The 26,320-nt window shown below is 70.7% G+C and carries 19 protein-coding genes and 1 pseudogene; 14 read left to right on the top strand and 6 right to left on the bottom strand.

Going from position 1 to position 26,320, the window contains the following annotated elements; all coding sequences use genetic code 11:
- Window positions 1-162: 162 nt before the first annotated feature.
- Window positions 163-3,120: an excinuclease ABC subunit UvrA gene (gene uvrA / locus ACZ3KP_RS26270; protein ID WP_467502111.1), complete on the top strand. Its 2,958-nt coding sequence runs from the start codon at window positions 163-165 to the stop codon at window positions 3,118-3,120.
- Between the two features lie 192 nt (window positions 3,121-3,312).
- Here uvrA and ACZ3KP_RS26265 read toward each other — a convergent pair whose 3' ends face one another.
- Both ACZ3KP_RS26265 and ACZ3KP_RS26260 read right to left on the bottom strand, forming a co-directional pair.
- Entirely contained in the window at window positions 3,313-4,224 is a 912-nt protein-coding gene (locus ACZ3KP_RS26265) for a carbohydrate kinase family protein (RefSeq protein ID WP_467502109.1), read from the bottom strand.
- Complete coding sequence (locus ACZ3KP_RS26260; RefSeq protein ID WP_467502107.1) at window positions 4,221-5,279, bottom strand: LacI family DNA-binding transcriptional regulator; 1,059 nt, start codon at window positions 5,277-5,279, stop codon at window positions 4,221-4,223. The genes ACZ3KP_RS26265 and ACZ3KP_RS26260 overlap by 4 nt, the downstream gene beginning before the upstream one ends.
- Before the next feature lie 311 nt (window positions 5,280-5,590).
- Between ACZ3KP_RS26260 and ACZ3KP_RS26255 the strand changes: the two genes are divergently transcribed.
- Window positions 5,591-6,019, top strand: coding sequence for a Rieske (2Fe-2S) protein (locus ACZ3KP_RS26255; RefSeq protein ID WP_358975994.1), 429 nt, complete (start codon window positions 5,591-5,593; stop codon window positions 6,017-6,019).
- 77 nt (window positions 6,020-6,096) lie between these two features.
- On the opposite strand, the gene ACZ3KP_RS26250 is transcribed toward ACZ3KP_RS26255, so the two are convergent.
- A complete protein-coding gene (locus ACZ3KP_RS26250; RefSeq protein WP_467502104.1) occupies window positions 6,097-7,044 on the bottom strand; it encodes a hypothetical protein in 948 nt (315 codons plus the stop codon).
- A gap of 659 nt (window positions 7,045-7,703) precedes the next feature.
- Between ACZ3KP_RS26250 and uvrC the strand changes: the two genes are divergently transcribed.
- From uvrC to pgi, 12 genes and pseudogenes are all read left to right on the top strand, one after another.
- Window positions 7,704-9,836 carry an excinuclease ABC subunit UvrC gene (gene uvrC, locus ACZ3KP_RS26245; protein ID WP_467502103.1) on the top strand — a complete coding sequence of 711 codons (2,133 nt, stop codon included), beginning with the start codon at window positions 7,704-7,706 and terminating at the stop codon, window positions 9,834-9,836.
- Window positions 9,833-10,873 (top strand): RNase adapter RapZ, encoded by a 1,041-nt coding sequence (gene rapZ, locus ACZ3KP_RS26240; RefSeq protein ID WP_467502101.1) that lies wholly within the window; start codon window positions 9,833-9,835, stop codon window positions 10,871-10,873. Before uvrC ends, rapZ begins: the two co-directional genes overlap by 4 nt.
- Window positions 10,870-11,937, top strand: coding sequence for a gluconeogenesis factor YvcK family protein (locus tag ACZ3KP_RS26235; protein ID WP_358975351.1), 1,068 nt, complete (start codon window positions 10,870-10,872; stop codon window positions 11,935-11,937). Before rapZ ends, ACZ3KP_RS26235 begins: the two co-directional genes overlap by 4 nt.
- Entirely contained in the window at window positions 11,928-12,917 is a 990-nt protein-coding gene (whiA, locus tag ACZ3KP_RS26230) for a DNA-binding protein WhiA (protein ID WP_132886120.1), read from the top strand. Before ACZ3KP_RS26235 ends, whiA begins: the two co-directional genes overlap by 10 nt.
- Before the next feature lie 172 nt (window positions 12,918-13,089).
- Complete coding sequence (locus ACZ3KP_RS26225) at window positions 13,090-16,044, top strand: M14 family metallopeptidase (protein WP_467502097.1); 2,955 nt, start codon at window positions 13,090-13,092, stop codon at window positions 16,042-16,044.
- Between the two features lie 251 nt (window positions 16,045-16,295).
- Window positions 16,296-17,306 carry a type I glyceraldehyde-3-phosphate dehydrogenase gene (gene gap, locus ACZ3KP_RS26220; RefSeq protein WP_358975344.1) on the top strand — a complete coding sequence of 337 codons (1,011 nt, stop codon included), beginning with the start codon at window positions 16,296-16,298 and terminating at the stop codon, window positions 17,304-17,306.
- Window positions 17,307-17,456: 150 nt separating this feature from the next.
- Entirely contained in the window at window positions 17,457-18,668 is a 1,212-nt protein-coding gene (locus ACZ3KP_RS26215; RefSeq protein ID WP_358975342.1) for a phosphoglycerate kinase, read from the top strand.
- 7 nt (window positions 18,669-18,675) lie between these two features.
- Entirely contained in the window at window positions 18,676-19,452 is a 777-nt protein-coding gene (gene tpiA, locus ACZ3KP_RS26210) for a triose-phosphate isomerase (RefSeq protein ID WP_467502094.1), read from the top strand.
- Window positions 19,453-19,593: 141 nt separating this feature from the next.
- Window positions 19,594-19,824: a preprotein translocase subunit SecG gene (secG, locus tag ACZ3KP_RS26205; protein ID WP_189942979.1), complete on the top strand. Its 231-nt coding sequence runs from the start codon at window positions 19,594-19,596 to the stop codon at window positions 19,822-19,824.
- Window positions 19,825-20,034: 210 nt separating this feature from the next.
- Window positions 20,035-20,370 carry an RNA polymerase-binding protein RbpA gene (locus tag ACZ3KP_RS26200; RefSeq protein ID WP_003976875.1) on the top strand — a complete coding sequence of 112 codons (336 nt, stop codon included), beginning with the start codon at window positions 20,035-20,037 and terminating at the stop codon, window positions 20,368-20,370.
- A gap of 122 nt (window positions 20,371-20,492) precedes the next feature.
- Window positions 20,493-21,129 (top strand): annotated as a pseudogene (locus ACZ3KP_RS26195) (hypothetical protein).
- Window positions 21,130-21,203: 74 nt separating this feature from the next.
- Window positions 21,204-22,856: a glucose-6-phosphate isomerase gene (gene pgi, locus ACZ3KP_RS26190; RefSeq protein WP_467502093.1), complete on the top strand. Its 1,653-nt coding sequence runs from the start codon at window positions 21,204-21,206 to the stop codon at window positions 22,854-22,856.
- A 71-nt stretch (window positions 22,857-22,927) separates the two neighbouring features.
- Here pgi and pgl read toward each other — a convergent pair whose 3' ends face one another.
- The 3 genes from pgl to zwf are packed head-to-tail and all read right to left on the bottom strand — an operon-like array spanning window position 22,928 to window position 26,318.
- A complete protein-coding gene (pgl, locus tag ACZ3KP_RS26185; RefSeq protein WP_467502091.1) occupies window positions 22,928-23,710 on the bottom strand; it encodes a 6-phosphogluconolactonase in 783 nt (260 codons plus the stop codon).
- The gene (gene opcA, locus ACZ3KP_RS26180) at window positions 23,707-24,783 is read right to left on the bottom strand and encodes a glucose-6-phosphate dehydrogenase assembly protein OpcA (protein ID WP_467502090.1); all 1,077 of its coding nucleotides are present in this window, start codon (window positions 24,781-24,783) and stop codon (window positions 23,707-23,709) included. Before opcA ends, pgl begins: the two co-directional genes overlap by 4 nt.
- Entirely contained in the window at window positions 24,780-26,318 is a 1,539-nt protein-coding gene (zwf, locus tag ACZ3KP_RS26175) for a glucose-6-phosphate dehydrogenase (protein WP_467502088.1), read from the bottom strand. The genes opcA and zwf overlap by 4 nt, the downstream gene beginning before the upstream one ends.
- Between the last annotated feature and the right edge of the window lie 2 nt (window positions 26,319-26,320).

Genomic DNA, 26,320 nt, shown 5'->3' with positions numbered 1-26,320 from the left:
ATGCGCGTGCTATATCGTCGTTGACGGCGTCGGGCATGCTGGATGGTCCGGGATTGTTTACGCATCCAGGAATCCGTCCGGCGTTGTCAGTGGCTCCCCCTAGTCTGAAGAAGCACGGGGCCCTGCCCCTGTCACTTCTCTCAAGAAAGGTGCGGACCGGCTGTGGCCGACCGTCTCATCGTCCGTGGCGCGCGCGAGCACAATCTGAAGAACGTCTCGCTCGACCTGCCTCGTGACTCGCTCATCGTCTTCACGGGGCTGTCCGGGTCGGGCAAGTCCTCCCTGGCCTTCGACACGATCTTCGCCGAGGGCCAGCGTCGCTACGTGGAGTCGCTCTCCTCGTACGCCCGCCAGTTCCTCGGGCAGATGGACAAGCCGGACGTGGACTTCATCGAGGGCCTGTCCCCGGCGGTGTCCATCGACCAGAAGTCGACCTCGCGCAACCCGCGCTCGACGGTCGGCACCATCACCGAGGTCTACGACTACCTCCGGCTGCTCTTCGCGCGCATCGGCAAGCCGCACTGTCCCGAGTGCGGCCGCCCGATCTCGCGCCAGTCGCCGCAGGCCATCGTGGACAAGGTGCTGGAGCTGCCGGAGGGCAGCCGCTTCCAGGTGCTCTCGCCGCTGGTGCGCGAGCGCAAGGGCGAGTTCGTCGATCTCTTCGCCGACCTCCAGACCAAGGGCTACAGCCGCGCGCGCGTGGACGGCGAGACCGTCCAGCTGTCCGACCCGCCGACGCTGAAGAAGCAGGAGAAGCACACCATCGAGGTGGTCATCGACCGCCTCACGGTGAAGGGCACCGCCAAGCGCCGTCTCACCGACTCCGTGGAGACCGCCCTCGGCCTGTCCGGCGGCATGGTCGTGCTCGACTTCGTCGACCTCCCCGAGGACGACCCGGAGCGCGAGCGCATGTACTCGGAGCACCTGTACTGCCCCTACGACGACCTCTCCTTCGAAGAGCTGGAGCCCCGCTCCTTCTCCTTCAACTCGCCCTTCGGTGCCTGCCCCGAGTGCACCGGCATCGGCACGCGCATGGAGGTCGACCCGGAGCTGATCGTCCCGGACGAGGACAAGTCCCTCGACGAGGGCGCCATCCACCCCTGGTCGCACGGTCACACCAAGGACTACTTCGGCCGCCTGATCGGTGCCCTCGCGGACGCGCTGGGCTTCCGCACCGACATCCCCTTCGCCGGTCTGCCGCAGCGTGCCAAGAAGGCCCTGCTCTACGGTCACAAGACCCAGATCGAGGTCCGCTACCGCAACCGGTACGGCCGCGAGCGCGTGTACACCACGCCCTTCGAGGGCGCCGTGCCGTTCGTCAAGCGCCGGCACAGCGAGGCCGAGAGCGACGCCAGCCGTGAGCGCTTCGAGGGCTACATGCGCGAGGTGCCCTGCCCGACCTGTCAGGGCACCCGCCTGAAGCCGATCGTCCTCGCCGTCACCATCATGGAGAAGTCGATCGCCGAGGTCTCAGCGATGTCGATCAGCGACTGCGCGGACTTCCTGGGTGAGCTCAAGCTCAACGCGCGCGACAAGAAGATCGCCGAGCGCGTACTCAAGGAGGTCAACGAGCGGCTGCGCTTCCTCGTGGACGTCGGCCTCGACTACCTCTCGCTGAACCGCGCGGCAGGCACCCTCTCCGGCGGTGAGGCCCAGCGCATCCGCCTGGCCACCCAGATCGGCTCCGGCCTCGTCGGCGTCCTGTACGTCCTGGACGAGCCGTCGATCGGTCTGCACCAGCGCGACAACCACCGGCTGATCGAGACCCTGGTCCGGCTCCGCGACATGGGCAACACGCTCATCGTCGTCGAGCACGACGAGGACACGATCAAGGTTGCCGACTGGGTCGTGGACATCGGTCCCGGCGCCGGCGAGCACGGCGGCAAGGTCGTGCACAGCGGATCCCTCAAGGAACTGCTCGCCAACGCCGAGTCGCAGACCGGCCAGTACCTGTCGGGCAAGAAGTCGATCCCGCTGCCCGACATCCGCCGCCCGCAGGACCCGTCCCGCCGGCTCACCGTGCACGGCGCCCGGGAGAACAACCTCCAGGACATCGACGTGTCCTTCCCGCTGGGTGTCTTCACCGCCGTCACAGGCGTGTCCGGCTCCGGCAAGTCGACGCTGGTCAACGACATCCTCTACACCCACCTGGCCCGCGAGCTGAACGGCGCGCGCAACGTCCCGGGCCGGCACACGCGCGTGGACGGCGACGACCTCGTCGACAAGGTCGTGCACGTCGACCAGTCGCCCATCGGCCGCACCCCGCGGTCGAACCCGGCGACCTACACCGGCGTCTTCGACCACATCCGCAAGCTGTTCGCCGAGACCACCGAGGCGAAGGTCCGCGGCTACCTGCCGGGCCGCTTCTCCTTCAACGTCAAGGGCGGCCGCTGCGAGAACTGCGCGGGCGACGGCACCATCAAGATCGAGATGAACTTCCTCCCGGACGTCTACGTCCCCTGCGAGGTCTGCCACGGCGCCCGGTACAACCGGGAGACCCTGGAGGTCCACTACAAGGGCAAGTCCATCGCCGAGGTCCTGAACATGCCGATCGAGGAGGCCACGGAGTTCTTCGAGGCCGTCCCGTCGATCGCCCGCCACCTGAACACGCTCAAGGACGTCGGCCTCGGCTACGTCCGCCTGGGCCAGTCCGCGACCACGCTGTCCGGCGGTGAGGCGCAGCGGGTGAAGCTCGCCAGCGAGCTGCAGCGCCGCTCCACAGGACGGACCGTCTACGTCCTCGACGAGCCGACCACCGGTCTGCACTTCGAGGACATCAGCAAGCTGCTGAAGGTCCTGTCCGGTCTCGTCGACAAGGGCAACACGGTCATCGTCATCGAGCACAACCTCGACGTGATCAAGACCGCGGACTGGGTCGTCGACATGGGCCCGGAGGGCGGCGCCGGCGGCGGACTCGTCGTCGCCGAGGGCACTCCCGAGGAGGTCGCCGGCGTCCCGGCCAGCCACACCGGCAAGTTCCTGCGCGAGATCCTCGGCGCCGACCGCATCAGCGACGCCAGCTCGGTGAAGGCACCGCGCAGGCAGGCGGCGAAGCAGACGGCCGGGGTCACGAAGAAGGCGGCGCCCGCGAAGAAGACGACGCGGGCCCGCAAGGCGTGACCCTCCACGGGGTCACCGGATTCGACAAATCCAGACATGTGCGGCGCCCCGCGGGAACTTCCCGCGGGGCGCCGCACGTTGCATCATCAGCCGCCCGATCTCCGCGGGCAGGACGAACCTTGACTCCTCAACAGCGGAAACGAAGCCGAACCGGCAAGGCCGACGACAGCGACCGAAAACGCCGACCGTCCCTCAGAGAGCCGCGAGTTCGGCAGCGTACGGCGGCTCCGCGCCCGCCCGGGAACAGGTGATCGCGGCCGCCCGGGCCGCGAAGCGCAGCAGCGTCGTCCAGCCGTCTGCGTCCAGCTCCAGGAGCGCCTCGGCGGACAGCGCGTCCTGAGCCGCGAGACCGTGCAGCAAAGCCGCGTTCACGGTGTCACCGGCGCCGATCGTGTCCACGACGGCGACCTCCTCACCCGGGACGGAGTACACGGTGCCGTCACGGGTGAAGGCGCTGAGTCCGTCACCACCATGGGTGACCACGACCGCCGACGGCCCCGATGCCAGCCACTCGTGCGGGGTGCCGCCCAGCCACAGCGCGTCCTCCTCCGAGAGCTTCAGAAGCGTCACCGACGGCAGCCAGCTCTTGAACCGCGCCCGGTAGGCGTCCGGATCGGGGATCAGAGCCGTCCGGATGTTCGGGTCGAGGGCGATGAACAGGCCCTGCCCGGCCGCGCCGCGCATCAGCTCCTCGTAGGCGCTCGCGCCCGGTTCCAGGACGAGCGAGAGGGTCCCGAAGGAGACCGCACGGGTGGCTGCGGGGAGGGCGGCCGGGGCGGTGAACAGGCGGTCGGCGGTGCCGTCGACGTAGAAGGAGTAGGAGGCGGAGCCGTGCGGGTCGACGGTGGCGACCGCCAGGGTGGTCGGCTCCGCACCGCGTGCCACGAGGGAGACGTCCACCTCCGCCCGCCGCAGCCCGTCCAGCAGGGCCTCGCCGAACGTGTCGTTCGAGGCGCGGGAGCAGAACGCGGTCGGGGAGCCCAGGCGCCCGAGGGCCACGGCCGTGTTGTACGGGCCGCCGCCGAGCGCCGGCCGCAGGGCGGCGAGGGCGCCCGTGCCCTGCGGTACCAAATCGATCAACGCTTCACCGGCGACGACGATCACGAGAGGGTTCCTTCCCTGGAGGGCTCGGGATGCTCGGGTTGCTCCGGACACCCGCACGAGGTCCGGTGCGCGAAGGTGCAGGGGAGCCGTACGGTGCGGGCGGGCCGGTCGGGTGCGGCCAGTCGCTCCAGGAGCACCCGGACCGCTTCGGCGCCGATCTCCCTGCTGGGCTGGGCGACGGCGGTGAGCCGGGGCGAGAACAGATCGGCCCAGGCGAAGTCGTCGAAGCAGCACAGGGCGATGTCGTCGGGCACGGAGCGGCCGTGGGTCCGCAGGGCGCGCAGCGCGCCGATGGTCATCGCGTTGTTGGCGGTGACGAGCGCGGTGGGCGGCGCCGCGAGCGCCATCAGGACGGCGACGGCCCGCTCGGCACCGGTGGACTCGGAGTTGCCTGAGACGACCAGGTCCTCGTCCGGGGCCAGCCCGGCGGCGGCGAGCCCCCGCCGGTACCCGGTGATCCGCTCGTCGGTGGTGCTCAGCCCGGGCAGCCCCGCGACCAGGCCGATCCGTCGGTGCCCCCGGGCGGCCAGATGGGTGACGAGCCGGGCGGTCGGCCCGGTGTTCTCGGCGCAGACCTGGTCGAAGCGCGGGGCGGGGTCCGCGCGGCAGTCGATCACCCGGTCGAGCAGGACGGTCGGCACGGCATGGCGGCCGAGGTAGGCGAGAAGTCCGCCCGGGGCGGCGGAAGGAGCGACGATCATGCCGTCGACACGGCGTTCGTGGAGGAGCTGGGCGACCTTGCGTTCGTGTTCGGGGTCGTCGTGGGGGTCGGCGATGAGCAGGCTGTAGCCGTGCTCCAGGGCGGCGGCCTCGACACCCTGGAGGATCTCGGTGAAGTACGGGTTGCTGATCGCCGAGACCGCGAGCCCGATGGAGCGGGTGCGGGAGGTCACCAGGGAGCGGGCGAGAGTGTTCGGGGTGTAGCCCAGTTCCTCGACGGCGTCGAGGACGGCCTGGCGGGTGTGCGGCAGCACCGGACGGGTCTCGTTCAGCACATGGGAGACGGTCGCCACGGAGACACCCGCACTCCGCGCCACGTCGGCCATGGTGGGCATGGGTTCCCCTTCTCCGCTTCCCCGCCTGGGCAAGGCTCCCCATGTCGCGCCGGGGCTGCCGCGGGCCTCCGGCCGGGAAGCTACCCCATCCGACGTCATCGCGTAAACGCTTGCGCAAGCGTTTACGTCCGGCTTGGGCGAGCTGCGCCCGAGCGCCGACCCGCCCGAAGCGGGACAGACCGACCCGGGTATCGTCGCCCTGCGCGATTCCGGGCGGCCGTTCCGTGACGGCGCTCCCGCTGCCGCGGTCCCCCCGGTGACGTACACCAGACGCCTGCGCAGACCGCGCCCTCGACCCCTGGGAGAACCTCATGACCGCCCGTCCCTCCGCGAGCCGTCGTACCGTCCTGCGCGGGACGGCGGCCGTACCGGTCGCCGGACTGGGGCTGGCGGCCTGCTCGGCGCCCGGTGGGGGAGCCGCGGCGGACGCGACACCGACCGCGCCCGTCGACCTCGGGGCCGAGGGCGAGGTCGTCAAGGGCGGTGCCAAGCTCTACCGGGAGCACAACGTCGTCGTGAGCCGGTCCGGCGACGGCACCCTTAAGGCGTACAGCACGATCTGCACGCACGCGGGGTGTCCGATCAACGAGCTCCAGGGGACGACGCTGGTCTGCCCCTGCCACGGCAGCGAGTTCGATGCCGTGACCGGGAAGGTGGTGCGGTCGCCGGCCACCGAGCCGCTGAGCGAACTGCCGGTCAAGGCGGCGAACGGCCGGATCGTGGCCGGCCCGGGCGCCTGAGACCGCGGGCTGTCTCCGCGGGTCGGCCCGCCCGACCGGGTCAGCCCGGCCGTGCGGGGCGTTCCCAGTCGCTCGGGTCAGTCCCAATCCCAGCCGATGCCGAGCAGACCCGGCCGTACCCGGGGCTCGACCAGGTGGACGGAGCGGTGCAGCCCGCTCAGCGGCAGGTTCTGCCGGCCGCTGCGCGGGGCCGCGGCCGAGTGCTGGGCGAACCGTTGACACCGGGCCGGCAGCGCGTCGGCGGCGAAGCGCACCTGGAGGGTGTACTGACCGCCGGGAAAGCCGAAACCGCGCACGTACTCGCGGGAGACACCGGCCGTGCCGTCCTCGACCGCGTAACGGAAGAGGAAGGTGTCGCCGGAGCGCAGCTGGGTGTCGAAGAGCAGCTCGGCCACCAGCAGGCCGGTCTCCTGGTCCGAACGGACGCGCCCTGTACGGCAGTTCTCCAGCGCGTGCACGCTCATGTGCTGCGGGGCACAGCCCGGGTCGCCGTGGTGGACGGCCACGAAGCGGTCGATGCCGTCCCGGTGGGCGCGCACGATGTGCTGCGACTCGCGGCCGGCCAGTTCACGCCGGGCGCCGATCCGCACCCGCTCGTGGTGCCCCAGGGTGTGCAGGCCGCCGTCGAGGGACCAGCCGAGCTCGGCCTGGAGCCGGTCGATGACGTCGGAGGCCTCGATCAACGAGCGGTAGGAGCGGGCCGCGGGACGGCGCACGGCAGCACCCTGCTCGGTCTCGGCCAGGAGACGTATCAGGGACTCGTCCGGGAGTTGCAGGATCTCCTCCAGCGCGCGGACGGCCCGCAGCGACTCCGGACGCTGGGGGCGGCGGGCGCCCTGCTGCCAGTAACTCAGGCTGGTGACGCCCACCTTGACCCCGTGACGCGACAGATGGTGCTGCACGCGCTGGAGGGGCAGCCCGCGGGCGGCGATCGCGGCGCGCAGTGCCACATGGAAGGGGCCGCCGCGCAGGACCGAGTCCAGTTCCGCGATGGCGACGTCCGCGTGCTGTGTGCCGTGCCGCATGCAGGGGGCCTTTCTCTTGGGGGGTTCTCAACGGCTGGTCAGGCCGTTGGCGCGGTCCGGGGCCACCCCGTCGGTGCCGGGGCGGCCGCGCTTGGGTACGCCGCGTCCGCGGGCCGTCGCTCGCGGCCCCGAGTTCCCCCGCATTGAAGCGTGTTGACCAATCCCCGACAACACCTTGGGCGGGCCGAGGGCGTCCACCTGGCCGAGGCGTGACCCCGGTGCGGGGGGATCGAGCGGGCTCGGTGGCGCCGGAGGTGTCCCGTCGAGCGAAGATCGTCAGAAGGAGAGGTGAGGAAGGGGGGGAGAAGCCGCGCACGCCCCGTCGTGACCGGCTCGGCGGCAGCACAGGGGCCCGGCACGGGACGCCGACCGGCCTCTCGCACGTGCCGCGCCTCAGCCGTTCGCGGCGGCGCCGACGTGGCCGATTCCAAGACCGGGACGGGCTTCCGGGTGGACCGGGACGACCGCCGACCGCGGACCGCGAACGAACGTCACCGCACGGTTACCCGCCTCGCCCCGCACCCGCCACCGGCCGCCGCCGCGTGGGCCTCCGATGGGCTCCCGGACCGGCGTGCCGTCCCGGCTCCCGGCCGTCCCGGATGCCCGCCGGGGGGCCACAGGGCGTCGCGGTGTCGGCGCTCGCCAGTAGGGTGTGAGACATGGCCGACCCCTCCAGCTACCGCCCCAAGCCGGGACAGATCCCGGACTCTCCCGGGGTGTACAGGTTCCGTGACGAGCACCGCCGGGTGATCTACGTCGGAAAGGCGAAGAGCCTGCGCCAGCGCCTGGCGAACTACTTCCAGGACCTGGCGAGCCTGCACCCCCGCACCCGGACGATGGTCACCACCGCCGCGTCCGTGGAGTGGACCGTGGTGTCCACGGAGGTCGAGGCGCTCCAGCTGGAGTACTCCTGGATCAAGGAGTACGACCCCCGGTTCAACGTCAAGTACCGCGACGACAAGAGCTACCCGTACCTCGCGGTGACGATGAACGAGGAGTTCCCGCGCGTCCAGGTGATGCGCGGTCACAAGAAGAAGGGCGTGCGCTACTTCGGCCCGTACGGCCACGCCTGGGCCATCCGGGACACCGTCGACCTGCTGCTGCGCGTGTTCCCGGTGCGCACCTGCTCCGCCGGGGTGTTCAAGAACGCCGCCCGTACCGGCCGCCCCTGCCTGCTCGGCTACATCGGCAAGTGCTCGGCGCCCTGCGTCGGCCGGATCGACCCCGAGGACCACCGCGAACTGGCAGAAGAGTTCTGCGACTTCATGGCCGGCCGCACCGGCACCTACCTCCGCCGTCTGGAGAACCGGATGACGGAGGCGGCCGAGGAGATGGAGTACGAGCGGGCCGCCCGCCTCCGTGACGACATCGGGGCCCTCAAGAAGGCCATGGAGAAGAACGCGGTCGTGCTCGCCGACGCGACCGACGCCGACCTCGTCGCCGTCGCCGAGGACGAGCTGGAGGCGGCCGTCCAGATCTTCCACGTGCGCGGCGGACGGGTGCGCGGCCAGCGTGGCTGGGTGACGGACAAGGTGGAGGAGATCACCACCGCCGCTCTCGTCGAGCACGCCCTTCAGCAGCTCTACGGCGAGGAGACCGGGGACGCCGTTCCCAAGGAGGTGCTGGTCCCGGCCCTGCCCGACCCGCTGGAGCCGGTCCAGGAGTGGCTCACCGGCCGCCGCGGGTCGAACGTCTCGTTGCGGATTCCGCAGCGCGGCGACAAGAAGGCCCTGATGGAGACCGTGGCGCGCAACGCCCAGCAGGCGCTCGCCCTGCACAAGACCAAGCGTGCCTCCGACCTCACCACGCGTTCGCGCGCGCTGGAGGAGATCGCCGAGGCCCTCGACCTGGACAGCGCCCCGCTGCGCATCGAGTGCTATGACATCTCCCACCTCCAGGGCGACGACGTGGTGGCCTCCATGGTCGTCTTCGAGGACGGTCTCCAGCGCAAGAACGAGTACCGCCGCTTCCAGATCAAGGGCTTCGCCGGGCAGGACGACGTGCGCTCCATGCACGAGGTGATCACCCGCCGCTTCCGCCGCTACCTCGCCGAGAAGGAGAAGACGGGGGAGTGGGTCGAGGACGGCGACACCGCAAGCCCCCTCGCGGACGCCGACGCCGCCACGAACGCCGCCCTCGGGGGCGCCGACATCCACCCCGACGGCGCCCCGGTCAACGGCTTCAAGGAGGAGGACGGCCGCCCCAAGAAGTTCGCGTACCCGCCCCAGCTCGTGGTCGTCGACGGCGGCCGGCCGCAGGTCGCCGCCGCCAAACGCGCACTCGACGAGCTGGGCATCGACGACATCGCCGTCTGTGGTCTCGCCAAGCGCCTCGAAGAGGTCTGGCTGCCCGAGGACGAGGACCCCGTGGTCCTGCCCCGCACCAGTGAGGGTCTCTACCTGCTCCAGCGCGTCCGCGACGAGGCGCACCGTTTCGCCATCACCTACCAGCGCACCAAGCGGGCCAAGCGGTTCCGCGCCGGCCCCCTGGACGAGGTACCGGGCCTCGGGGAGACCCGCAAACAGGCGTTGATCAAGCATTTCGGCTCGGTGAAGAAGCTGCGGTCCGCCACAATCGAACAGATCCAGGAAGTCCCCGGGATAGGCCGCAAGACGGCCGAGACCATCGCCGCGGCCCTCGCCCAGGCGGCCCCGGCCGCACCCGCCGTGAACACGGCGACGGGAGAGATCATGGATGACAGGGAAGACGAGGCGCCCGGGACGACGGCGGACGCCTCGGGGGAGCCCGTACCCGCGGGCGCCCCGGACGATCGACGGGGGCAGGAGAGATGACCGAGCGAGACGCACAGGGCACGGCCGGGCGAGATCCGGCGTTCGGTGAGACACAGGGCGACCCCGGGCGGACGCCCGGCGAGGCGCGCCGGGATCAGCCGCAGCAAGCGGAAGCGGTCCAGGAAAACGGAGCAGAAGTGAGCACGGACGTCACCCCGGCCGGGGCTGCCGAGGCGGCCATCCCCGAGCTGGTGATCATCTCCGGCATGTCGGGAGCCGGTCGTTCGACGGCGGCGAAGTGTCTGGAGGACCTCGGCTGGTTCGTCGTCGACAACCTACCGCCGGCCCTGATCCCCACCATGGTGGAGCTGGGTGCCCGCTCGCAGGGCAACGTGGCCCGGATCGCGGTCGTCGTGGACGTGCGCGGCCGGCGCTTCTTCGACAACCTGCGGGAGTCCCTCGCGGACCTGGACAGCCGGGGCGTCACCCGTCGGATCGTCTTCCTGGAGTCGTCCGACGACGCTCTGGTCCGCCGCTTCGAGTCGGTGCGCCGTCCGCACCCCCTTCAGGGGGACGGCCGGATCGTCGACGGCATCGCCGCCGAGCGGGAACTGCTGCGCGAGCTGCGCGGTGACGCCGACCTGGTGATCGACACCTCCAGCCTCAACGTGCACGAGCTGCGCGCCAAGATGGACGCCCAGTTCGCCGGCGAGGAGGAGCCGGAGCTGCGGGCGACGGTGATGTCGTTCGGGTTCAAGTACGGCCTGCCGGTCGACGCCGACCTGGTCGCCGACATGCGGTTCCTGCCCAACCCGCACTGGGTTCCGGAGCTGCGCCCGTACACCGGGCTCAACGAGGAGGTGTCGGCGTACGTCTTCAACCAGCCGGGCGCCAAGGAGTTCCTCGACCGGTACGCCGAGCTGCTGCGGCTGATCGCGGCCGGGTACCGGCGCGAGGGCAAGCGTTACGTGACCATCGCCATCGGCTGCACGGGCGGCAAGCACCGCTCGGTCGCCGTGTCGGAGAAGCTCGCCGCCCGTCTGGCCGCCGAGGGAGTGGAGACCGTAGTCGTGCACCGGGACATGGGGCGCGAGTGACCGGACGTTCTCCTCGGCTGGGCAGGCTGCGCCGGATGGTGCCGGAGAGCCGCGCGGGCCGTCCCGTCGAGGTCCGTGGCGCCCGGCCGCGCCGCCGGGGTACCCAGCCCAAGGTGGTCGCCCTGGGCGGCGGCATGGGCCTGTCCGCCTCGCTCGCCGCGCTGCGCCGGATCACCGGCGACCTCACCGCCGTCGTCACCGTCGCCGACGACGGCGGCTCCAGCGGGCGGCTCCGCGACGAGCTGGGTGTGCTCCCCCCGGGTGATCTTCGCAAGGCGCTCGCCGCGCTGTGCGGGGACGACGACTGGGGCCAGACCTGGGCCCGGGTCATCCAGCACCGCTTCCAGTCCAAGGGCGACCTGCACGAGCACGCGGTCGGCAACCTGCTGATCGTCGCCCTGTGGGAACAGCTCGGCGACCATGTCCAGGCCCTGGACCTGGTCGGCAAGCTGCTCGGCGCGCACGGACGGGTGCTGCCCATGTCCGCCGTGCCGTTGGAGCTGCAGGCCCTGGTCAAGGGGCATGATCCACAGCGGCCGGACGAGGTGGACATCGTCCGGGGCCAGGCCACCGTGGCCCTGACGCCGGGTGAGGTGCAGTCCGTGCACCTGGTGCCGCACGACCCGCCGGCCGTGCCGGAGGCCGTCGAGGCGGTCCTGGACGCGGACTGGGTGGTGCTCGGCCCCGGCTCCTGGTTCTCCTCGGTGATCCCGCACCTGCTCGTCCCGGAGCTGAGTGACGCGCTCACCGAGACGAAAGCCCGTAAGGTCCTGTCCCTGAACCTGGCACCGCAGCCGGGAGAAACCGAAGGCTTCTCCCCGCAGCGTCATTTGGAGGTTTTGGGGCGACACGCCCCTAAACTCGCCCTGGACGTGGTGCTGGCCGACGAGGCCGCTGTGCCCGACCGCGACTCGCTCACCGAAGCCGCCAAGCGGCTGGGAGCCGCGGTCGAGCTGGGCCCCGTGGCCCGGACCGACGGTTCACCCCGGCATGACCCGGAGCTGTTGGCCGCCGCGTACGACCGTATTTTTCGGATGCATGGAAGGATCGGCCCATGGCGATGACGGCAGCGGTGAAGGACGAGATCTCCCGGCTACCCGTCACCCGGACCTGCTGCCGGAAGGCGGAGGTCAGCGCCATTCTGCGGTTCGCGGGCGGCCTCCACCTGGTGAGCGGGCGCATCGTGATCGAGGCGGAGCTGGACACCGCGATGGCCGCCCGGCGCCTCAAGCGGGACATCCTGGAGATCTTCGGCCACTCCTCCGAGCTGATCGTGATGGCGCCCGGCGGACTGCGCCGCGGCTCGCGCTACGTCGTACGGGTGGTGGCCGGCGGCGACCAGCTGGCCCGCCAGACCGGGCTCGTGGACGGCCGGGGCAGGCCGATCCGGGGCCTGCCCCCGCAGGTGGTCTCCGGGGCCACCTGTGACGCCGAGGCGGCCTGGCGCGGCGCCTTCCTGGCGCACGGCTCGCTGACGGAGCCCGGCCGTTCCTCCTCCCTGGAGGTCACCTGCCCCGGCCCGGAGGCCGCCCTCGCGCTGGTCGGCGCGGCCCGCCGGCTGTCCATCGCCGCGAAGGCCCGCGAGGTACGCGGGGTGGACCGGGTGGTCGTCCGTGACGGTGACGCGATCGGTGCCCTGCTGACGCGGCTCGGCGCGCACGAGTCGGTGCTGGCCTGGGAGGAGCGCCGGATGCGCCGCGAGGTGCGCGCCACCGCGAACCGCCTCGCCAACTTCGACGACGCCAACCTGCGCCGCTCCGCCCGCGCGGCCGTCGCCGCCGGCGCCCGGGTGCAGCGTGCCCTGGAGATCCTCGGTGACGAGGTCCCCGAGCACCTCGCCGCGGCCGGCCGGCTGCGCATGGAGCACAAGCAGGCCTCCCTGGAGGAGCTGGGCGCGCTCGCCGACCCGCCGCTGACGAAGGACGCGGTGGCGGGCCGGATCCGCCGGCTGCTCGCGATGGCCGACAAGCGCGCCTCGGATCTGGGCATCCCGGGCACCGAGGCCAACCTCTCCGAGGAACTGGCCGACAACCTCGCGGTCTGAGAGAGCGTCGAGACGCCGGTGCCGAGGTGGTCGTCGGCACCGGCGTTTGCGAGCCCGTGGTCCGCTTGTGTACTCCCGGTGGGCTGTCCGTGAGTCGCCCTTGACTCGATCATGAAGTGTCATGAGCCTGGCATGAGTTCGCCGCCGTGGCGGACCACTGCTAGGGGGGTACATGAGACACAGAGCGAGATCGATCCTCGCTGTCGGCGCGCTCCTGATCGGCGGAGCCGCGCTCGCACCCATGGCCCAGGCGCAGACCGCGGGTTCGGGCACCACCGGCCCGGACGAGGTGAAGGTCTTCCACGCCGACGTCACCAAGAAGCAGATTCCCCTGTTGCTCGAGGCCGGCCAGGACGGCAACGAGCTCGGCGACCAGGTCACCGGATCCGGGAAGACGGAAGTCGAGCTCTACCTCACCGACCAGCAGGCCGGGAAGCTGCGGAAGCAGGGTGTCGCCCTCACCGAGCACACACTCTCCGCCAGGGCCGAGGCGCGGGTCGACCACGCCGCCCAGGGCGTCTTCCGCCCCTACAGCGGCAGCGGCGGGCTGAAGGAGGAGATCCTCCGCACCGCCCAGGCCAACCCCGGCCTCACCAAGGTCGAGTCCATCGGGAAGACGATCGGCGGCCAGGACATCCTCGCGCTCAAACTGACCAAGGGCGCGAAGAAGTCGAAGGACGGCTCCAAGCCGTCCGTGCTGTACGTGTCCAACCAGCACGCGCGGGAGTGGATCACGCCGGAGATGACCCGCCGGCTGATGCACTACTACCTGGACAACTACCGCACCGACAAACGCATCAAGAAGATCGTCGACTCGACCGAGCTGTGGTTCGTCCTCTCGGCCAACCCCGACGGCTACGACTACACCTTCCGGAGCCCCGACACCCGCCTGTGGCGCAAGAACCTGCGGGACGTCAACGGCGACGGGGTCATCGGCACCGGTGACGGCGTCGACCTCAACCGCAACTTCGGCTACAAGTGGGGCTACGACGACGAGGGTTCGTCCCCCAACCCCACCAGCGAGACCTACCGCGGCGCGAGCCCCGAGTCCGAGCCGGAGACCAAGGCGCTGGACGGGTTCGAGAAGCGGATCGGGTTCACGTACGGCATCAACTACCACTCGGCCGCCGAACTGCTCCTCTACGGCGTCGGCTGGCAGGTGGCCACCCCCACCCCGGACGACGTGCTCTACAAGGCGCTCGCCGGCACCCCGGACAACCCGGCGATCCCCGGCTACCACTCACAGGTCTCCTCGGAGCTGTACACCACCAACGGCGAGGCGGACGGCCACGCCTCGAACGTCAACGGCATGGCGATGTTCACCCCGGAGATGTCGACCTGCCAGACGGCCTCCGACATCGACCCGAACGACGCCTGGAACGCCGCCGACTGCCAGTCGGTCTTCAACTTCCCGGACGACGAGAAGCTGATTCAGGACGAGTTCGCGAAGAACGTCCCGTTCGCGCTCTCCGTCGCCGAGACTGCCGCCCACCCCGACCGGCCGAGCTCCTCGGTCGGGCTGAGCGCCGCCGACTTCACCCCGGCGACGTTCACCACCTCGTACGCGCGCGGCGCCGACCAGGAGGTCTCCGTCGTCGTCCGCAAGGCGGTCCGTGACAAGAAGCTCAGGTACCGCGTCAACGGCGGCCGGACGCACGACACGGCGCTCAGGCACTGGAAGGGCGGCGAGACCTACGGCGGCGCGGACGACCTCTACTTCGACGAGTACCGGGCCAGGGTGAAGGGCGGCGCGCCGGGCGACAAGGTCGAGGTGTGGTTCACCGGCGAGAGCAGGGGCGGCAAGAAGGTCTCCAGCAGCCACTTCACGTACACCGTGGCGCGGCGACCCGCGGCGGACACCCTGGTGGTCGCCGAGGAGGGGGCCAAGGCGGCCCAGGCGGGCACCTACGTCGACGCGCTGAAGGCCGCCGGGCACAAGGCGCTCGTCTGGGACGTCGCCACCCAGGGCGCGCCCGACGCGCTCGGCGTGCTGGCGCACTTCAGGACGGTCGTGCACTACTCCGGCACGAGCGGCCCCGGCAACGACACCCAGCTCCAGCTGCGCGCCTACCTCAACGAGGGCGGCAAGCTGATCGAGGCCGGCGAGCTGGCCGGCGGCAGCGTCAACCTGGGTGACGGCACCCCGTCGGACGACTTCAGCCAGTACTACCTGGGCGCCTACTCCCGTACCTCGACGCCGGGGGCCACCGGCTTCACCGGCTCCGGCGCGCTGGGCGGCTTCTCCGGCCCGCTGAGCGGCACCGCCGCCAACCCCCTCGACAAGGCCGGCACCTACTCCGTCACCTCGGACGAGCTCGCCGCCGACACCCATCCCCAGTTCGCCGGCGCGGGCGCGGGACAGTTCGCCGGGACCGTCAACCCGTACGGGCCGTACTCCGGGTCGTACATGGCCGCGGCCGTCCACACCGACGACGCCTACAAGCGCCTCACCCGCACCGTCGACCTCACCGGTGTCACCGCGGCCGACCGGCCGACCCTCAGCACCAAGCTGCTGTGGGACACCGAACCGGGCTACGACCACGCGATCGTCGAGGTTCACACGGTCGGCGCCGACGACTGGACGACCCTGCCCGACAAGGAGGGCGCCGCCAAGGACGTCGTACCGTCCGAGTGCGGAGCGGGCTTCCTGATCGCCGAGCACCCGTGGCTCAAGCACTACCTGACCATCGGGGACGGAACGTGTGCCGCGACCGGCACCAGCGGCGCCTGGCACAGCTTCACCGGCAGTTCGGCGGGCTGGCAGACCGCGAGTTTCGACCTGAGCGCGTACGCCGGCAGGTCCGTCGAGGTCTCCGTCTCCTACGTCACCGACCCGGGCACCGGCGGGCACGGCGTCCTCCTCGACGACGCCTCGCTCGTGCTCGACGGCAAGGCGGCCGAGACGGAGGGCTTCGAGACGTCCCTCGGCCCCTGGAGAGCCGCCGCGCCGCCCGCGGGCAGCCCGGCCGTCCTCAAGGACTGGACGCGCACGGGAGCCCTGTTCCGGACGTACGGCGCGGTCACCACGGACCGCAGCGTGCTGCTCGGCTTCGGTCTGGAACAGGTCACCTCGGCCGCCGATCGTGCCGCTCTGGTGAAGAAGGCGTTGACGGCACTCGACAAGTGAGCCGACCCGCTCACGAACGAGTGAAAGAAGGGTGAGCGCAGGTCGGCATTCCCGGTCAGAACCGGGCAATTCGATCCGCGATCCGAGGTGGTCCGTACCCCTACTGGCGGGTACGGACCGCCTCGCCGTGTATGGGGCATCTGGATGTCACCACGGGAGCCTCAGGGAGGTAGGGTCGTGGGTGGTCGGGGACATCCCAAATACAGCTCGCCGGCACCGCATGGCCGGCGTACCAACGAGGAGATCGGTTCGTGACGATCCGCGTAGGCATCAACGGCTTCGGTCGTATCGGTCGCAACTACTTCCGCGCGCTGCTGGAGCAGGGCGCTGACATCGAGATCGTGGCTGTCAACGACCTGGGTGACACTGCGACCACCGCGCACCTGCTGAAGTACGACACGATCCTGGGCCGCCTCAAGGCCGAGGTGTCGCACACCGCCGACACGATCACCGTCGACGGCCACACCATCAAGGTGCTGTCCGAGCGCAACCCCGCCGACATCCCCTGGGGCGAGCTGGGCGTCGACATCGTCATCGAGTCGACGGGCATCTTCACGAAGAAGGCCGACGCCGAGAAGCACATCGCCGGCGGCGCCAAGAAGGTCCTCATCTCGGCTCCGGCCAAGGACGAGGACATCACCATCGTGATGGGCGTCAACCAGGACAAGTACGACCCGGCGAACCACCACGTCATCTCCAACGCCTCCTGCACCACCAACTGTGTGGCGCCGATGGCGAAGGTCCTCGACGAGAACTTCGGCATCGTCAAGGGCCTGATGACGACGGTGCACGCGTACACCAACGACCAGCGCATCCTGGACTTCCCGCACAAGGACCTGCGCCGTGCGCGGGCCGCCGCCGAGAACATCATCCCGACCACCACGGGTGCCGCGAAGGCCACCGCGCTGGTCCTCCCGCAGCTCAAGGGCAAGCTGGACGGCATCGCCATGCGCGTCCCGGTCCCGACCGGCTCCGCCACCGACCTGGTCGTGACGCTGCAGCGCGAGGTCACCAAGGACGAGGTCAACGCCGCGTTCAAGAAGGCCGCCGAGGACGGCGACCTGAAGGGCTACCTGGCGTACACCGAGGACGAGATCGTCTCCTCGGACATCGTCAGCGACCCGGCCTCCTGCACCTTCGACTCCTCCCTGACCATGGTCCAGGAGGGCAACACGGTGAAGGTCCTCGGCTGGTACGACAACGAGTGGGGCTACTCGAACCGCCTCGTCGACCTCACGGTCTTCGTCGGCGGCCAGCTCTGATCGACCGAGCACGCACCTCGATGCGGTAGCAGGGCTCGGGCAGCGCACCGTCGCGCCGCCCGAGCCCTGACGCGCGTAAGGATCGACCCGCCGTCTACGGTTCGATCAGCCCTCGTACGATCAAGAGCCCTCCAGTAGGAGTCCCCAACCATGAAGACGATCGACGAACTCCTCGCCGAAGGCGTCGACGGCAAGCGGGTCTTCGTCCGCGCCGACCTCAACGTGCCGATGGCCGACGGCCTCATCACCGACGACGGCCGCATCCGCGCCGTACTGCCCACCGTCAAGGCCCTCGCCGACGCGGGCGCCAAGGTGGTCGTCGCCTCCCACCTGGGCCGCCCCAAGGGCGCCCCGGACCCGCAGTTCTCCCTGCTGCAGGCCGCCGAGCGGCTCGGTGAACTCCTCGCCGCCCCGGTCGCGTTCGCCCAGGACACCGTCGGCCCCGCCGCCCACGACGCCGTGAACGGCCTCGAGCCCGGCCAGGTCGCGGTCATCGAGAACCTGCGTTTCAACGCCGGCGAGACCTCCAAGGACGACACCGAGCGCGGCGAGTTCGCCGACCGGCTCGCCGCCCTCGCGGACGTCTACGTCGGTGACGGCTTCGGTGCCGTGCACCGCAAGCACGCCTCCGTCTACGACCTCCCGGCCCGGCTGCCGCACTACGCCGGCTACCTCATCGCCACCGAGGTCGGCGTCCTGAAGAAGCTCACCGAGGACGTCCAGCGGCCCTACGCCGTCGTGCTGGGCGGCGCCAAGGTCTCCGACAAGCTCGCCGTGATCGACCAGCTGCTCGGCAAGGCCGACCGCATCCTCGTCGGCGGCGGCATGGTCTACACCTTCCTCAAGGCCAAGGGGTACGAGGTCGGCAGCTCCCTCCTCCAGGAGGACCAGCTCGCGACCGTCACCGAGTACCTCGAGCGCGCCGAGAAGACCGGCGTCGAGATCGTGCTGCCCGTCGACACCGTGGTCGCCCCTGAGTTCCCGGACCTGTCGGCCAAGGCTCCCACCCACCCCGCCACGGTCCCCGCGGACGCCATGCCGGCCGGGCAGATGGGTCTGGACATCGGCCCGGAGACCAGCAAGCTGTACGCCTCGAAGCTCGCCGACGCCGCCACCGTCTTCTGGAACGGCCCCATGGGCGTCTTCGAGCACCCCGACTACGCCGCGGGCACCCGGGCGGTCGCCCAGGCCCTCGTCGAGTCCAAGGGCTTCACCGTCGTCGGCGGCGGGGACTCCGCAGCCGCCGTGCGCATCCTCGGCTTCGACGAGAACGCGTTCGGACACATCTCGACCGGTGGCGGCGCCTCCCTCGAATACCTCGAGGGCAAGACGCTCCCCGGCCTCGCCGCACTGGAGGACTGACCCCGTTATGACCACCCGCACGCCGATCATGGCGGGCAACTGGAAGATGAACCTCAACCACCTCGAGGCCATCGCGCACGTCCAGAAGCTCGCCTTCGCCCTGGCCGACAAGGACTACGAGGCCGTCGAGGTCGCCGTCCTGCCGCCCTTCACCGACCTGCGCTCCGTGCAGACCCTGGTCGACGGCGACAAGCTCAAGATCAAGTACGGCGCCCAGGACATCTCGGCGCACGACTCCGGCGCCTACACCGGAGAGATCTCCGGCCCGATGCTGGCCAAGCTGAAGTGCACGTACGTGGTCATCGGCCACTCCGAGCGCCGCCAGTACCACCACGAGACCGACGAGACGGTGAACGCCAAGGTCAAGGCCGCCTACAAGCACGGCCTGACCCCGATCCTGTGCGTCGGCGAGGAGCTGGACGTCCGCGAGGCGGGCAACCACGTCTCCCACACGCTCACCCAGGTCGAGGGCGGCCTCAAGGACCTCCCCGCCGAGCAGGCCGAGTCGATCGTCATCGCCTACGAGCCGGTGTGGGCCATCGGCACCGGCAAGGTCTGCGGCGCCGCGGACGCCCAGGAGGTCTGCGCCGCCATCCGCGGCAAGCTCGCCGAGCTGTACGGCCAGGAGCTGGCCGACCGGGTCCGGATCCAGTACGGCGGTTCCGTCAAGTCCGGCAACGTCGCCGAGATCATGGCCCAGGCCGACATCGACGGCGCCCTGGTCGGCGGTGCCTCGCTGGACACCGACGAATTCGTCAAGATCGTGCGTTTCCGCGATCAGTGAGCACACCCGCGAGTAGGCGCTAGCGACGATCCGTCGTACCCTTGCGGGGCCGAGACCTGAAGGGAAGCCGCTGCACGCTCCGCGTGACGGTCCCGGCCCCGCAGTCCATCCGTATCCGAGGAAGTTGGTCCAGCCGTGGTTTTGGGGTTCTCGATCGCCCTGATCGTCTTCAGCCTGCTGCTGATGCTGCTGGTGCTGATGCACAAGGGCAAGGGCGGCGGCCTCTCCGACATGTTCGGTGGCGGCATGCAGTCCTCCGTCGGCGGCTCCTCGGTCGCCGAGCGGAACCTGGACCGGATCACCGTGGTGATCGGTCTGCTGTGGTTCGCGTGCATCATCGTCCTCGGCCTGCTGATGAAGACGAACAGCTGATCCGCGACTCGCGCACACGCACAATCCGCACGTAAGGCCCCATGTTCGGTACGCGCACCTGAGCGCGGCCTATCATGGGGCTTGCGTCTAGGTGCGGGGACGGTAACTCCCAACACTGGACGCGCGTTGGGCCTTACGTAGACTGAGGCGCTCGCAACGAAGCGACACGCCGACTCGCTTCGCGGCACCATCACGCAGGGAGTTACGACCGTGGCAAGTGGCAACGCGATCCGAGGTAGCCGGGTCGGGGCGGGGCCGATGGGCGAGGCCGAGCGCGGCGAGTCCGCGCCGCGTCTGCGCATCTCCTTCTGGTGCTCCAACGGGCACGAGACGCAGCCGAGCTTCGCCAGCGACGCGCAGGTGCCCGAGACCTGGGACTGCCCGCGCTGTGGCTTCCCGGCCGGTCAGGACCGGGACAACCCGCCGGACCCGCCGCGCACCGAGCCGTACAAGACGCACCTCGCGTACGTACGGGAGCGGCGCAGCGACGCGGACGGCGAGGCGATCCTCGCCGAGGCGCTCGCCAAACTGCGGGGCGAGATCTAGGAGTTGGTACCGGCCGGGAGCCTTCGGGCGTCCGGCCGGAGTCGTCTGCGCGGCCGGTGCCCGGCCCGTTGTCAGTGGTGCCCTCTACGGTTTGCACATCGGCGAATCGTGAGGGGGCGACGGTGACGACGGGGGAGCGGGCGCCCGCGTGGCGCGGGGGATTCGGACGGCTGTGGACGGCCGCCCTGCTGCTCGGCGGTGCCGTCGCGGACCGGGTGGACCAGCGGCGTGCCATGTGGGCCGTGGACACCGTACGGGGGCTGCTCGTCGCCGCCTTCGCGTTCGCCGTGGCGCTGGGGCACGCCTCCATCCTGCTGCTGCTCGCGCTCGCGTTCGCGCTGACCACCCTCCAGACACTCTTCGACAACGCGTCCACGGCCCTGCTGCCCGCCCTGGTGGCGCCAGGCCCTGGGCGCCGCCAACGCCCGCCTGATGACCGGTCAACAGGTCGCCGGCGGCCTGCTCGGAGCGATGAACATGGTGTGGAACGTCAACCAGGTCACGCCGATGCAGCAACGCGCACCCGAGTCGACGACCGGCCGGATCGCCGCCGCCTTCCGCACCTCCTCCACGTCCGGAGCGCCGCTCGGCGCGCTCCTGGGCGGAGCCGTCGCCGGAACGTACGGTCTGAACGGCCCGGCACTCCTCGCAGGCCTCCTCTTCACGCTCGCCGTCGCCTCGTTGATACCGGTGCGCCGACCGGACGTACCTGTTGTTGCGCCGCAGGACAGCGCGACACCAGGCGGCGTCCCGCGCTGATCAACTAGGTTGGGACCGGCAGACGGGGCAGCCGTGCAACAGGACAGGTGCAAGGAAGAAGGCTGAAGTCGCACATGAACGCAGACGGCCGTACCAGGCTCGACCAGACGCCCGAGTGGACCGCGCTCGCCAGGCACCGCGAGGAGCTCGCCGACACCCTTCTGCGGGACCTGTTCGCGGCCGACCCGGGGCGCGGCACGGGCTACACGCTCCAGGTCGGTGACCTCCACATCGACTACTCGAAGCACCTGGTCGCGGACGAGACGCTGCGGCTGCTGCGCGAGCTGGCCGCCGCCACCGACGTGTTCGGGCTGCGGGACGCCATGTTCCGCGGCGAGAAGATCAACATCACCGAGGGCCGCGCGGTGCTGCACACGGCGCTGCGCGCCCCGCGGGACGCGGTGATCGAGGTCGACGGCGAGAACGTGGTACCGCGGGTGCACGCGGTCCTGGACAAGATGAGTGCCTTCGCCGAGCGGGTCCGCTCGGGCGAGTGGACCGGCCACACCGGCAAGCGCATCCGCAACGTCGTCAACATCGGCATCGGCGGCTCCGACCTGGGGCCCGCGATGGCCTACGAGGCCCTGCGCAGCTTCACCGACCGCGACCTCACGGTCCGCTTCGTCTCCAACGTCGACGGCGCCGACCTGCACGAGGCCACCCGTGACCTGGACGCGGCGGAGACCCTGTTCATCGTCGCCTCCAAGACGTTCACCACGATCGAGACGATCACCAACGCCACCTCGGCCCGCAACTGGGTGCTCGGCGAACTGAAGGCCGGTCAGGAGGCCGTCGCCAAGCACTTCGTGGCCCTCTCCACGAACGCCGGCAAGGTGACGGACTTCGGTATCGACCCGGACAACATGTTCGAGTTCTGGGACTGGGTCGGTGGCCGCTACTCCTTCGACTCCGCCATCGGCCTCTCCCTGATGATCGCCATCGGCCCGGACCGCTTCCGCGAGATGCTGGACGGCTTCCACCTGGTCGACGAGCACTTCCGCACCGCGCCCGCCGAGGCCAACGCGCCGCTGCTGCTGGGCCTGCTGGGCATCTGGTACGGCAACTTCTTCGACGCCCAGTCGCACGCGGTGCTGCCGTACTCGCACTACCTGTCCAGGTTCACCGCCTACCTCCAGCAGCTGGACATGGAGTCCAACGGCAAGCACGTGACGCGGGACGGCAAGGACGTCGACTGGACCACCGGCCCGGTCGTCTGGGGCACACCGGGGACCAACGGCCAGCACGCCTACTACCAGTTGATCCACCAGGGCACGAAGCTGATCCCGGCGGACTTCATCGGCTTCGCCGAGCCGGTCGCCGAGCTGAGCGGTGAACTCAGGGCGCAGCACGACCTGCTGATGGCGAACTTCTTCGCGCAGACGCAGGCGCTGGCCTTCGGCAAGACCGCCGACGAGGTCCGCGCGGAAGGCGTCGCCGAGGAACTGGTCCCGCACAAGACCTTCCAGGGCAACCGCCCCACCACGACGATCCTGGCCCGCGAGCTGACCCCGTCGGTCCTCGGCCAGCTGATCGCCCTCTACGAGCACAAGGTGTTCGTCCAGGGCGCCGTCTGGGACATCGACTCCTTCGACCAGTGGGGCGTGGAACTCGGCAAGGTCCTCGCCAAGCGCGTGGAACCGGCCCTGACCGAGGGCGCGGACGTCCCCGGCCTCGACCCGTCGACCAAGGCACTGGTGGCCAAGTACCGGGAGCTGCGCGGCCGGTAGACCCGGAGAGCCCCGGACGTGAGAGAACCCGTACGGCCGACGGCCGTACGGGTTCTCTCAGGCGGCTGTCCTCACGGTGACGCCGGCGGGTACAGCGACCTCGGCAGCTGGGCCGCCGCTGCCGCGTCCAGCAGCCACAGGGTGCGCCTGCGGCCCTTGGCACCCGCCGCCGGGGCCTGGATCTCGCCCGCGCCGGAGAGGGCGATGGCGACGGCCTCGGCCTTGTCCTCGCCCGCCGCCAGCAGCCAGACCTCGCGGGCCGAACGGATGGCGGGCAGGGTCAGGGAGATCCGGGTCGGCGGCGGCTTGGGGGCGCCGTGGACACCCACCACCGTGCGTTCCGTCTCGCGGACCGCGGGCAGCTCCGGGAAGAGCGACGCCACGTGGGTGTCCGGGCCGACGCCCAGCATCAGGACGTCGAAGGTGGGGACCGGGCCGTGGTTCTCGGGGCCGGCGGCCTGCGCCAGCTCCGCCGCGTAGGCCTCGGCCGCCGCGTCCACGTCCGCACCCCAGGGGCCGTCCGACGCGGGCATGGCGTGCACGCGCTTCGGGTCCACCGGGACCTGGTCCAGCAGGGCCTCGCGGGCCTGGGTGACGTTGCGCTCGGGATCACCCTCGGGCAGGTAACGCTCGTCGCCCCACCACAGGTCCAGCCTGCTCCAGTCGACGGCGTCCCGGGCGGGCGCCGCGGCCAGGGCCGCGAGCAGGCCGTTGCCGTTGCGGCCGCCCGTGAGGACCACGGACGCCTCGCCGCGGGAGGCCTGCGCGTCCACGATCTTCGTGATCAGACGGGCCGCGGCGGCCTGCGCCATCAGCTCCTTGTCGTGGTGCACGACCAGCTGGGGGGTGCTCATGTCGCCTTCGCCCTCTTCTTCAGCGGTGCCGGTTGCTGCGGCGCCGCTTCTGTCGTGGGAGCCTCGGCAGCGGCGTCGGGAGCCGCCGCGACGGTGACCGGTTCTCCTTTGGGCGACGGCTCCGGGACCACCGGCGCCGCCGTCGCGGACGCGTTCAGCCGCTCCACGCCGAACCGCAGTGCCGACGCGTAGGTGTCGTCCGGGTCGAGCCGGCGCAGCTCCTCCGCGATCAGCTCGGCCGTGTCCCGCCGCTTCAGCGCCACCGCGCGGTCCGGCTGGCCGTCGATGGACAGGGTGGCGAGGGAGCCGTCCGCGCGGTCCAGCGCGATCGGGCCCTGGGTCGTCTGCATACGGACCGCCGTCAGACCGGGGCCCGCGGAGAGCGACCGCTTGACGGGGACGTCCAGGCGGTCCGCGAGCCACATCGCCAGCAGCTCGCAGCTCGGGTTGAACTCCTCGCCCTCCACCTCGACGGCCCGGACCTCGCAGGCCACCTGGTCCAGGGCCGCCGCCAGCATGGAGCGCCAGGGCGTGATCCGGGTCCAGGACAGGTCCGTGTCACCGGGCGTGTAGGCGTCGGCGCGGGCGGACAGCTCCCGTACCGGCTGCTCGGACGCGTAGGTGTCGGTGACCCGGCGCTGGGCGAGGGCGCCCAGCGGGTCCTTCGCCGGGTCGAGCGGCGCGTTCACCGGCCACCAGACGACGACCGGCGCGTCCGGCAGCAGCAGCGGCAGGACCACCGAGTCGGCGTGGTCGGCGACCTCGCCGTACAGCCGCAGCACCACCGTCTCGCCGGTGCCCGCGTCCGCGCCCACCCGGACCTCGGCGTCCAGCCGGGACGCCGTGCGGTCGCGGGGGGAGCGGGAGACCCGCTTGATGACGACCAGCGTGCGCGAGGGGTGCTCGTGCGAGGCGTCGCTGCCCGCCTTCAGGGCGTCGTACGCGTTCTCCTCGTCGGTGACGATGACGAGGGTCAGCACCATGCCCACGGCGGGCGTGCCGATGGCCCGGCGGCCCTGCACCAGCGCCTTGTTGACCTTGGCGGCCGTGGTGTCCGTGAGGTCTATCTTCATGGCCGGCGCCAGCTCCGTCCGTCTCGTGCGAGCATCTCGTCGGCCTCGACGGGCCCCCAGGTGCCCGACTTGTACTGCGCGGGCCTGCCGTGCTTGTCCCAGTACTCCTCGATCGGGTCGAGGATCTTCCAGGACAGCTCGACCTCCTCCGTGCGCGGGAAGAGGTTGGCGTCGCCCAGCAGCACGTCCAGGATCAGCCGCTCGTAGGCCTCGGGGGACGACTCGGTGAAGGACTCGCCGTAGGCGAAGTCCATCGACACGTCCCGGATCTCCATCGAGGTGCCCGGCACCTTGGAGCCGAAGCGGACCGTGATGCCCTCGTCGGGCTGGACGCGGATGACGATCGCGTTCTGGCCCAGCTCCTCCGTCGCCGTGTGGTCGAAGGGGGAGTGCGGGGCCCGCTGGAAGACGACCGCGATCTCGGTGACGCGACGGCCGAGGCGCTTGCCGGTGCGCAGGTAGAAGGGGACGCCCGCCCAGCGGCGGTTGTCGACCTCGACCTTGACGGCGGCGTAGGTGTCGGTCTTCGACTGGGGGTCGATGCCGTCCTCTTCGAGGTAGCCGGTGACCTTCTCGCCGCCCTGCCAGCCGGCCGCGTACTGGCCGCGCACGGTCGACCTGCCCAGGTCCTTCGGGAGCCGGACCGCGCCGAGCACCTTCTCCTTCTCCGCGGCCAGCGCGTCCGCGTCGAAGGAGGCGGGCTCCTCCATGGCGGTCAGCGCCATCAGCTGGAGGAGGTGGTTCTGGATGACGTCACGGGCGGCGCCGATGCCGTCGTAGTAGCCCGCGCGGCCGCCGATACCGATGTCCTCGGCCATGGTGATCTGCACGTGGTCCACGAAGGACCGGTTCCAGATCGGCTCGAACATGGTGTTGGCGAAGCGCAGCGCCAGTATGTTCTGGACGGTCTCCTTGCCGAGGTAGTGGTCGATCCGGAACACCTGGTCCGGCTCGAACACCTCGTGCACGACCTTGTTGAGCTCCTCGGCCGACTTCAGGTCGTGGCCGAAGGGCTTCTCGATGACCGCGCGCCGCCAGGAGCCGCCGGACTGGTCGGCCAGACCGTGCTTCTTCAGCTGCTGGATGACCACCGGGAAGGAGCGCGGCGGGACCGACAGGTAGAAGGCGAAGTTGCCGCCCGTGCCCTGCGCCTTGTCCAGCTCCTCGATGGTGGAGCGCAGCCGCTCGAACGCGTCGTCGTCGTCGAAGGTGCCCTGGACGAAGCGCATCCCCTGGATGAGCTGCTGCCAGACCTCCTCGCGGAACGGGGTGCGGGCGTGTTCCTTGACCGCGTCGTGGACCTCGGCGGCGAAGTCCTCGTGGGCCCACTCACGGCGGGCGAAGCCGACCAGGGAGAAGCCCGGCGGCAGCAGACCCCGGTTGGCCAGGTCGTACACGGCGGGCATGAGCTTCTTGCGGGAGAGGTCGCCCGTGACGCCGAAGATGACCAGGCCCGACGGCCCCGCGATGCGCGGGAGCCGTCGGTCCGCGGGGTCACGAAGCGGGTTCGCTCCGGAACCGGAAAGGGGTGACAAGT

Source organism: Streptomyces sp. NPDC020958 (genome assembly GCF_055562175.1).
Note: the sequence above shows the minus strand (reverse complement) of the source record. Positions and strands in the feature narration are given on the sequence as shown.

What these genes read in the sequence shown, in the direction of transcription:
- ACZ3KP_RS26260 (WP_467502107.1), bottom strand. Translation starts at nt 5,279, where the DNA reads ATGCCCACCATGGCCGACGTGGCGCGGAGTGCGGGTGTCTCCGTGGCG.
- ACZ3KP_RS26255 (WP_358975994.1), top strand. Translation starts at nt 5,591, where the DNA reads ATGACCGCCCGTCCCTCCGCGAGCCGTCGTACCGTCCTGCGCGGGACG.
- ACZ3KP_RS26250 (WP_467502104.1), bottom strand. Translation starts at nt 7,044, where the DNA reads ATGCGGCACGGCACACAGCACGCGGACGTCGCCATCGCGGAACTGGAC.
- uvrC (WP_467502103.1), top strand. Translation starts at nt 7,704, where the DNA reads ATGGCCGACCCCTCCAGCTACCGCCCCAAGCCGGGACAGATCCCGGAC.
- rapZ (WP_467502101.1), top strand. Translation starts at nt 9,833, where the DNA reads ATGACCGAGCGAGACGCACAGGGCACGGCCGGGCGAGATCCGGCGTTC.
- whiA (WP_132886120.1), top strand. Translation starts at nt 11,928, where the DNA reads ATGGCGATGACGGCAGCGGTGAAGGACGAGATCTCCCGGCTACCCGTC.
- ACZ3KP_RS26225 (WP_467502097.1), top strand. Translation starts at nt 13,090, where the DNA reads ATGAGACACAGAGCGAGATCGATCCTCGCTGTCGGCGCGCTCCTGATC.
- ACZ3KP_RS26215 (WP_358975342.1), top strand. Translation starts at nt 17,457, where the DNA reads ATGAAGACGATCGACGAACTCCTCGCCGAAGGCGTCGACGGCAAGCGG.
- tpiA (WP_467502094.1), top strand. Translation starts at nt 18,676, where the DNA reads ATGACCACCCGCACGCCGATCATGGCGGGCAACTGGAAGATGAACCTC.
- pgi (WP_467502093.1), top strand. Translation starts at nt 21,204, where the DNA reads ATGAACGCAGACGGCCGTACCAGGCTCGACCAGACGCCCGAGTGGACC.
- pgl (WP_467502091.1), bottom strand. Translation starts at nt 23,710, where the DNA reads ATGAGCACCCCCCAGCTGGTCGTGCACCACGACAAGGAGCTGATGGCG.
- opcA (WP_467502090.1), bottom strand. Translation starts at nt 24,783, where the DNA reads ATGAAGATAGACCTCACGGACACCACGGCCGCCAAGGTCAACAAGGCG.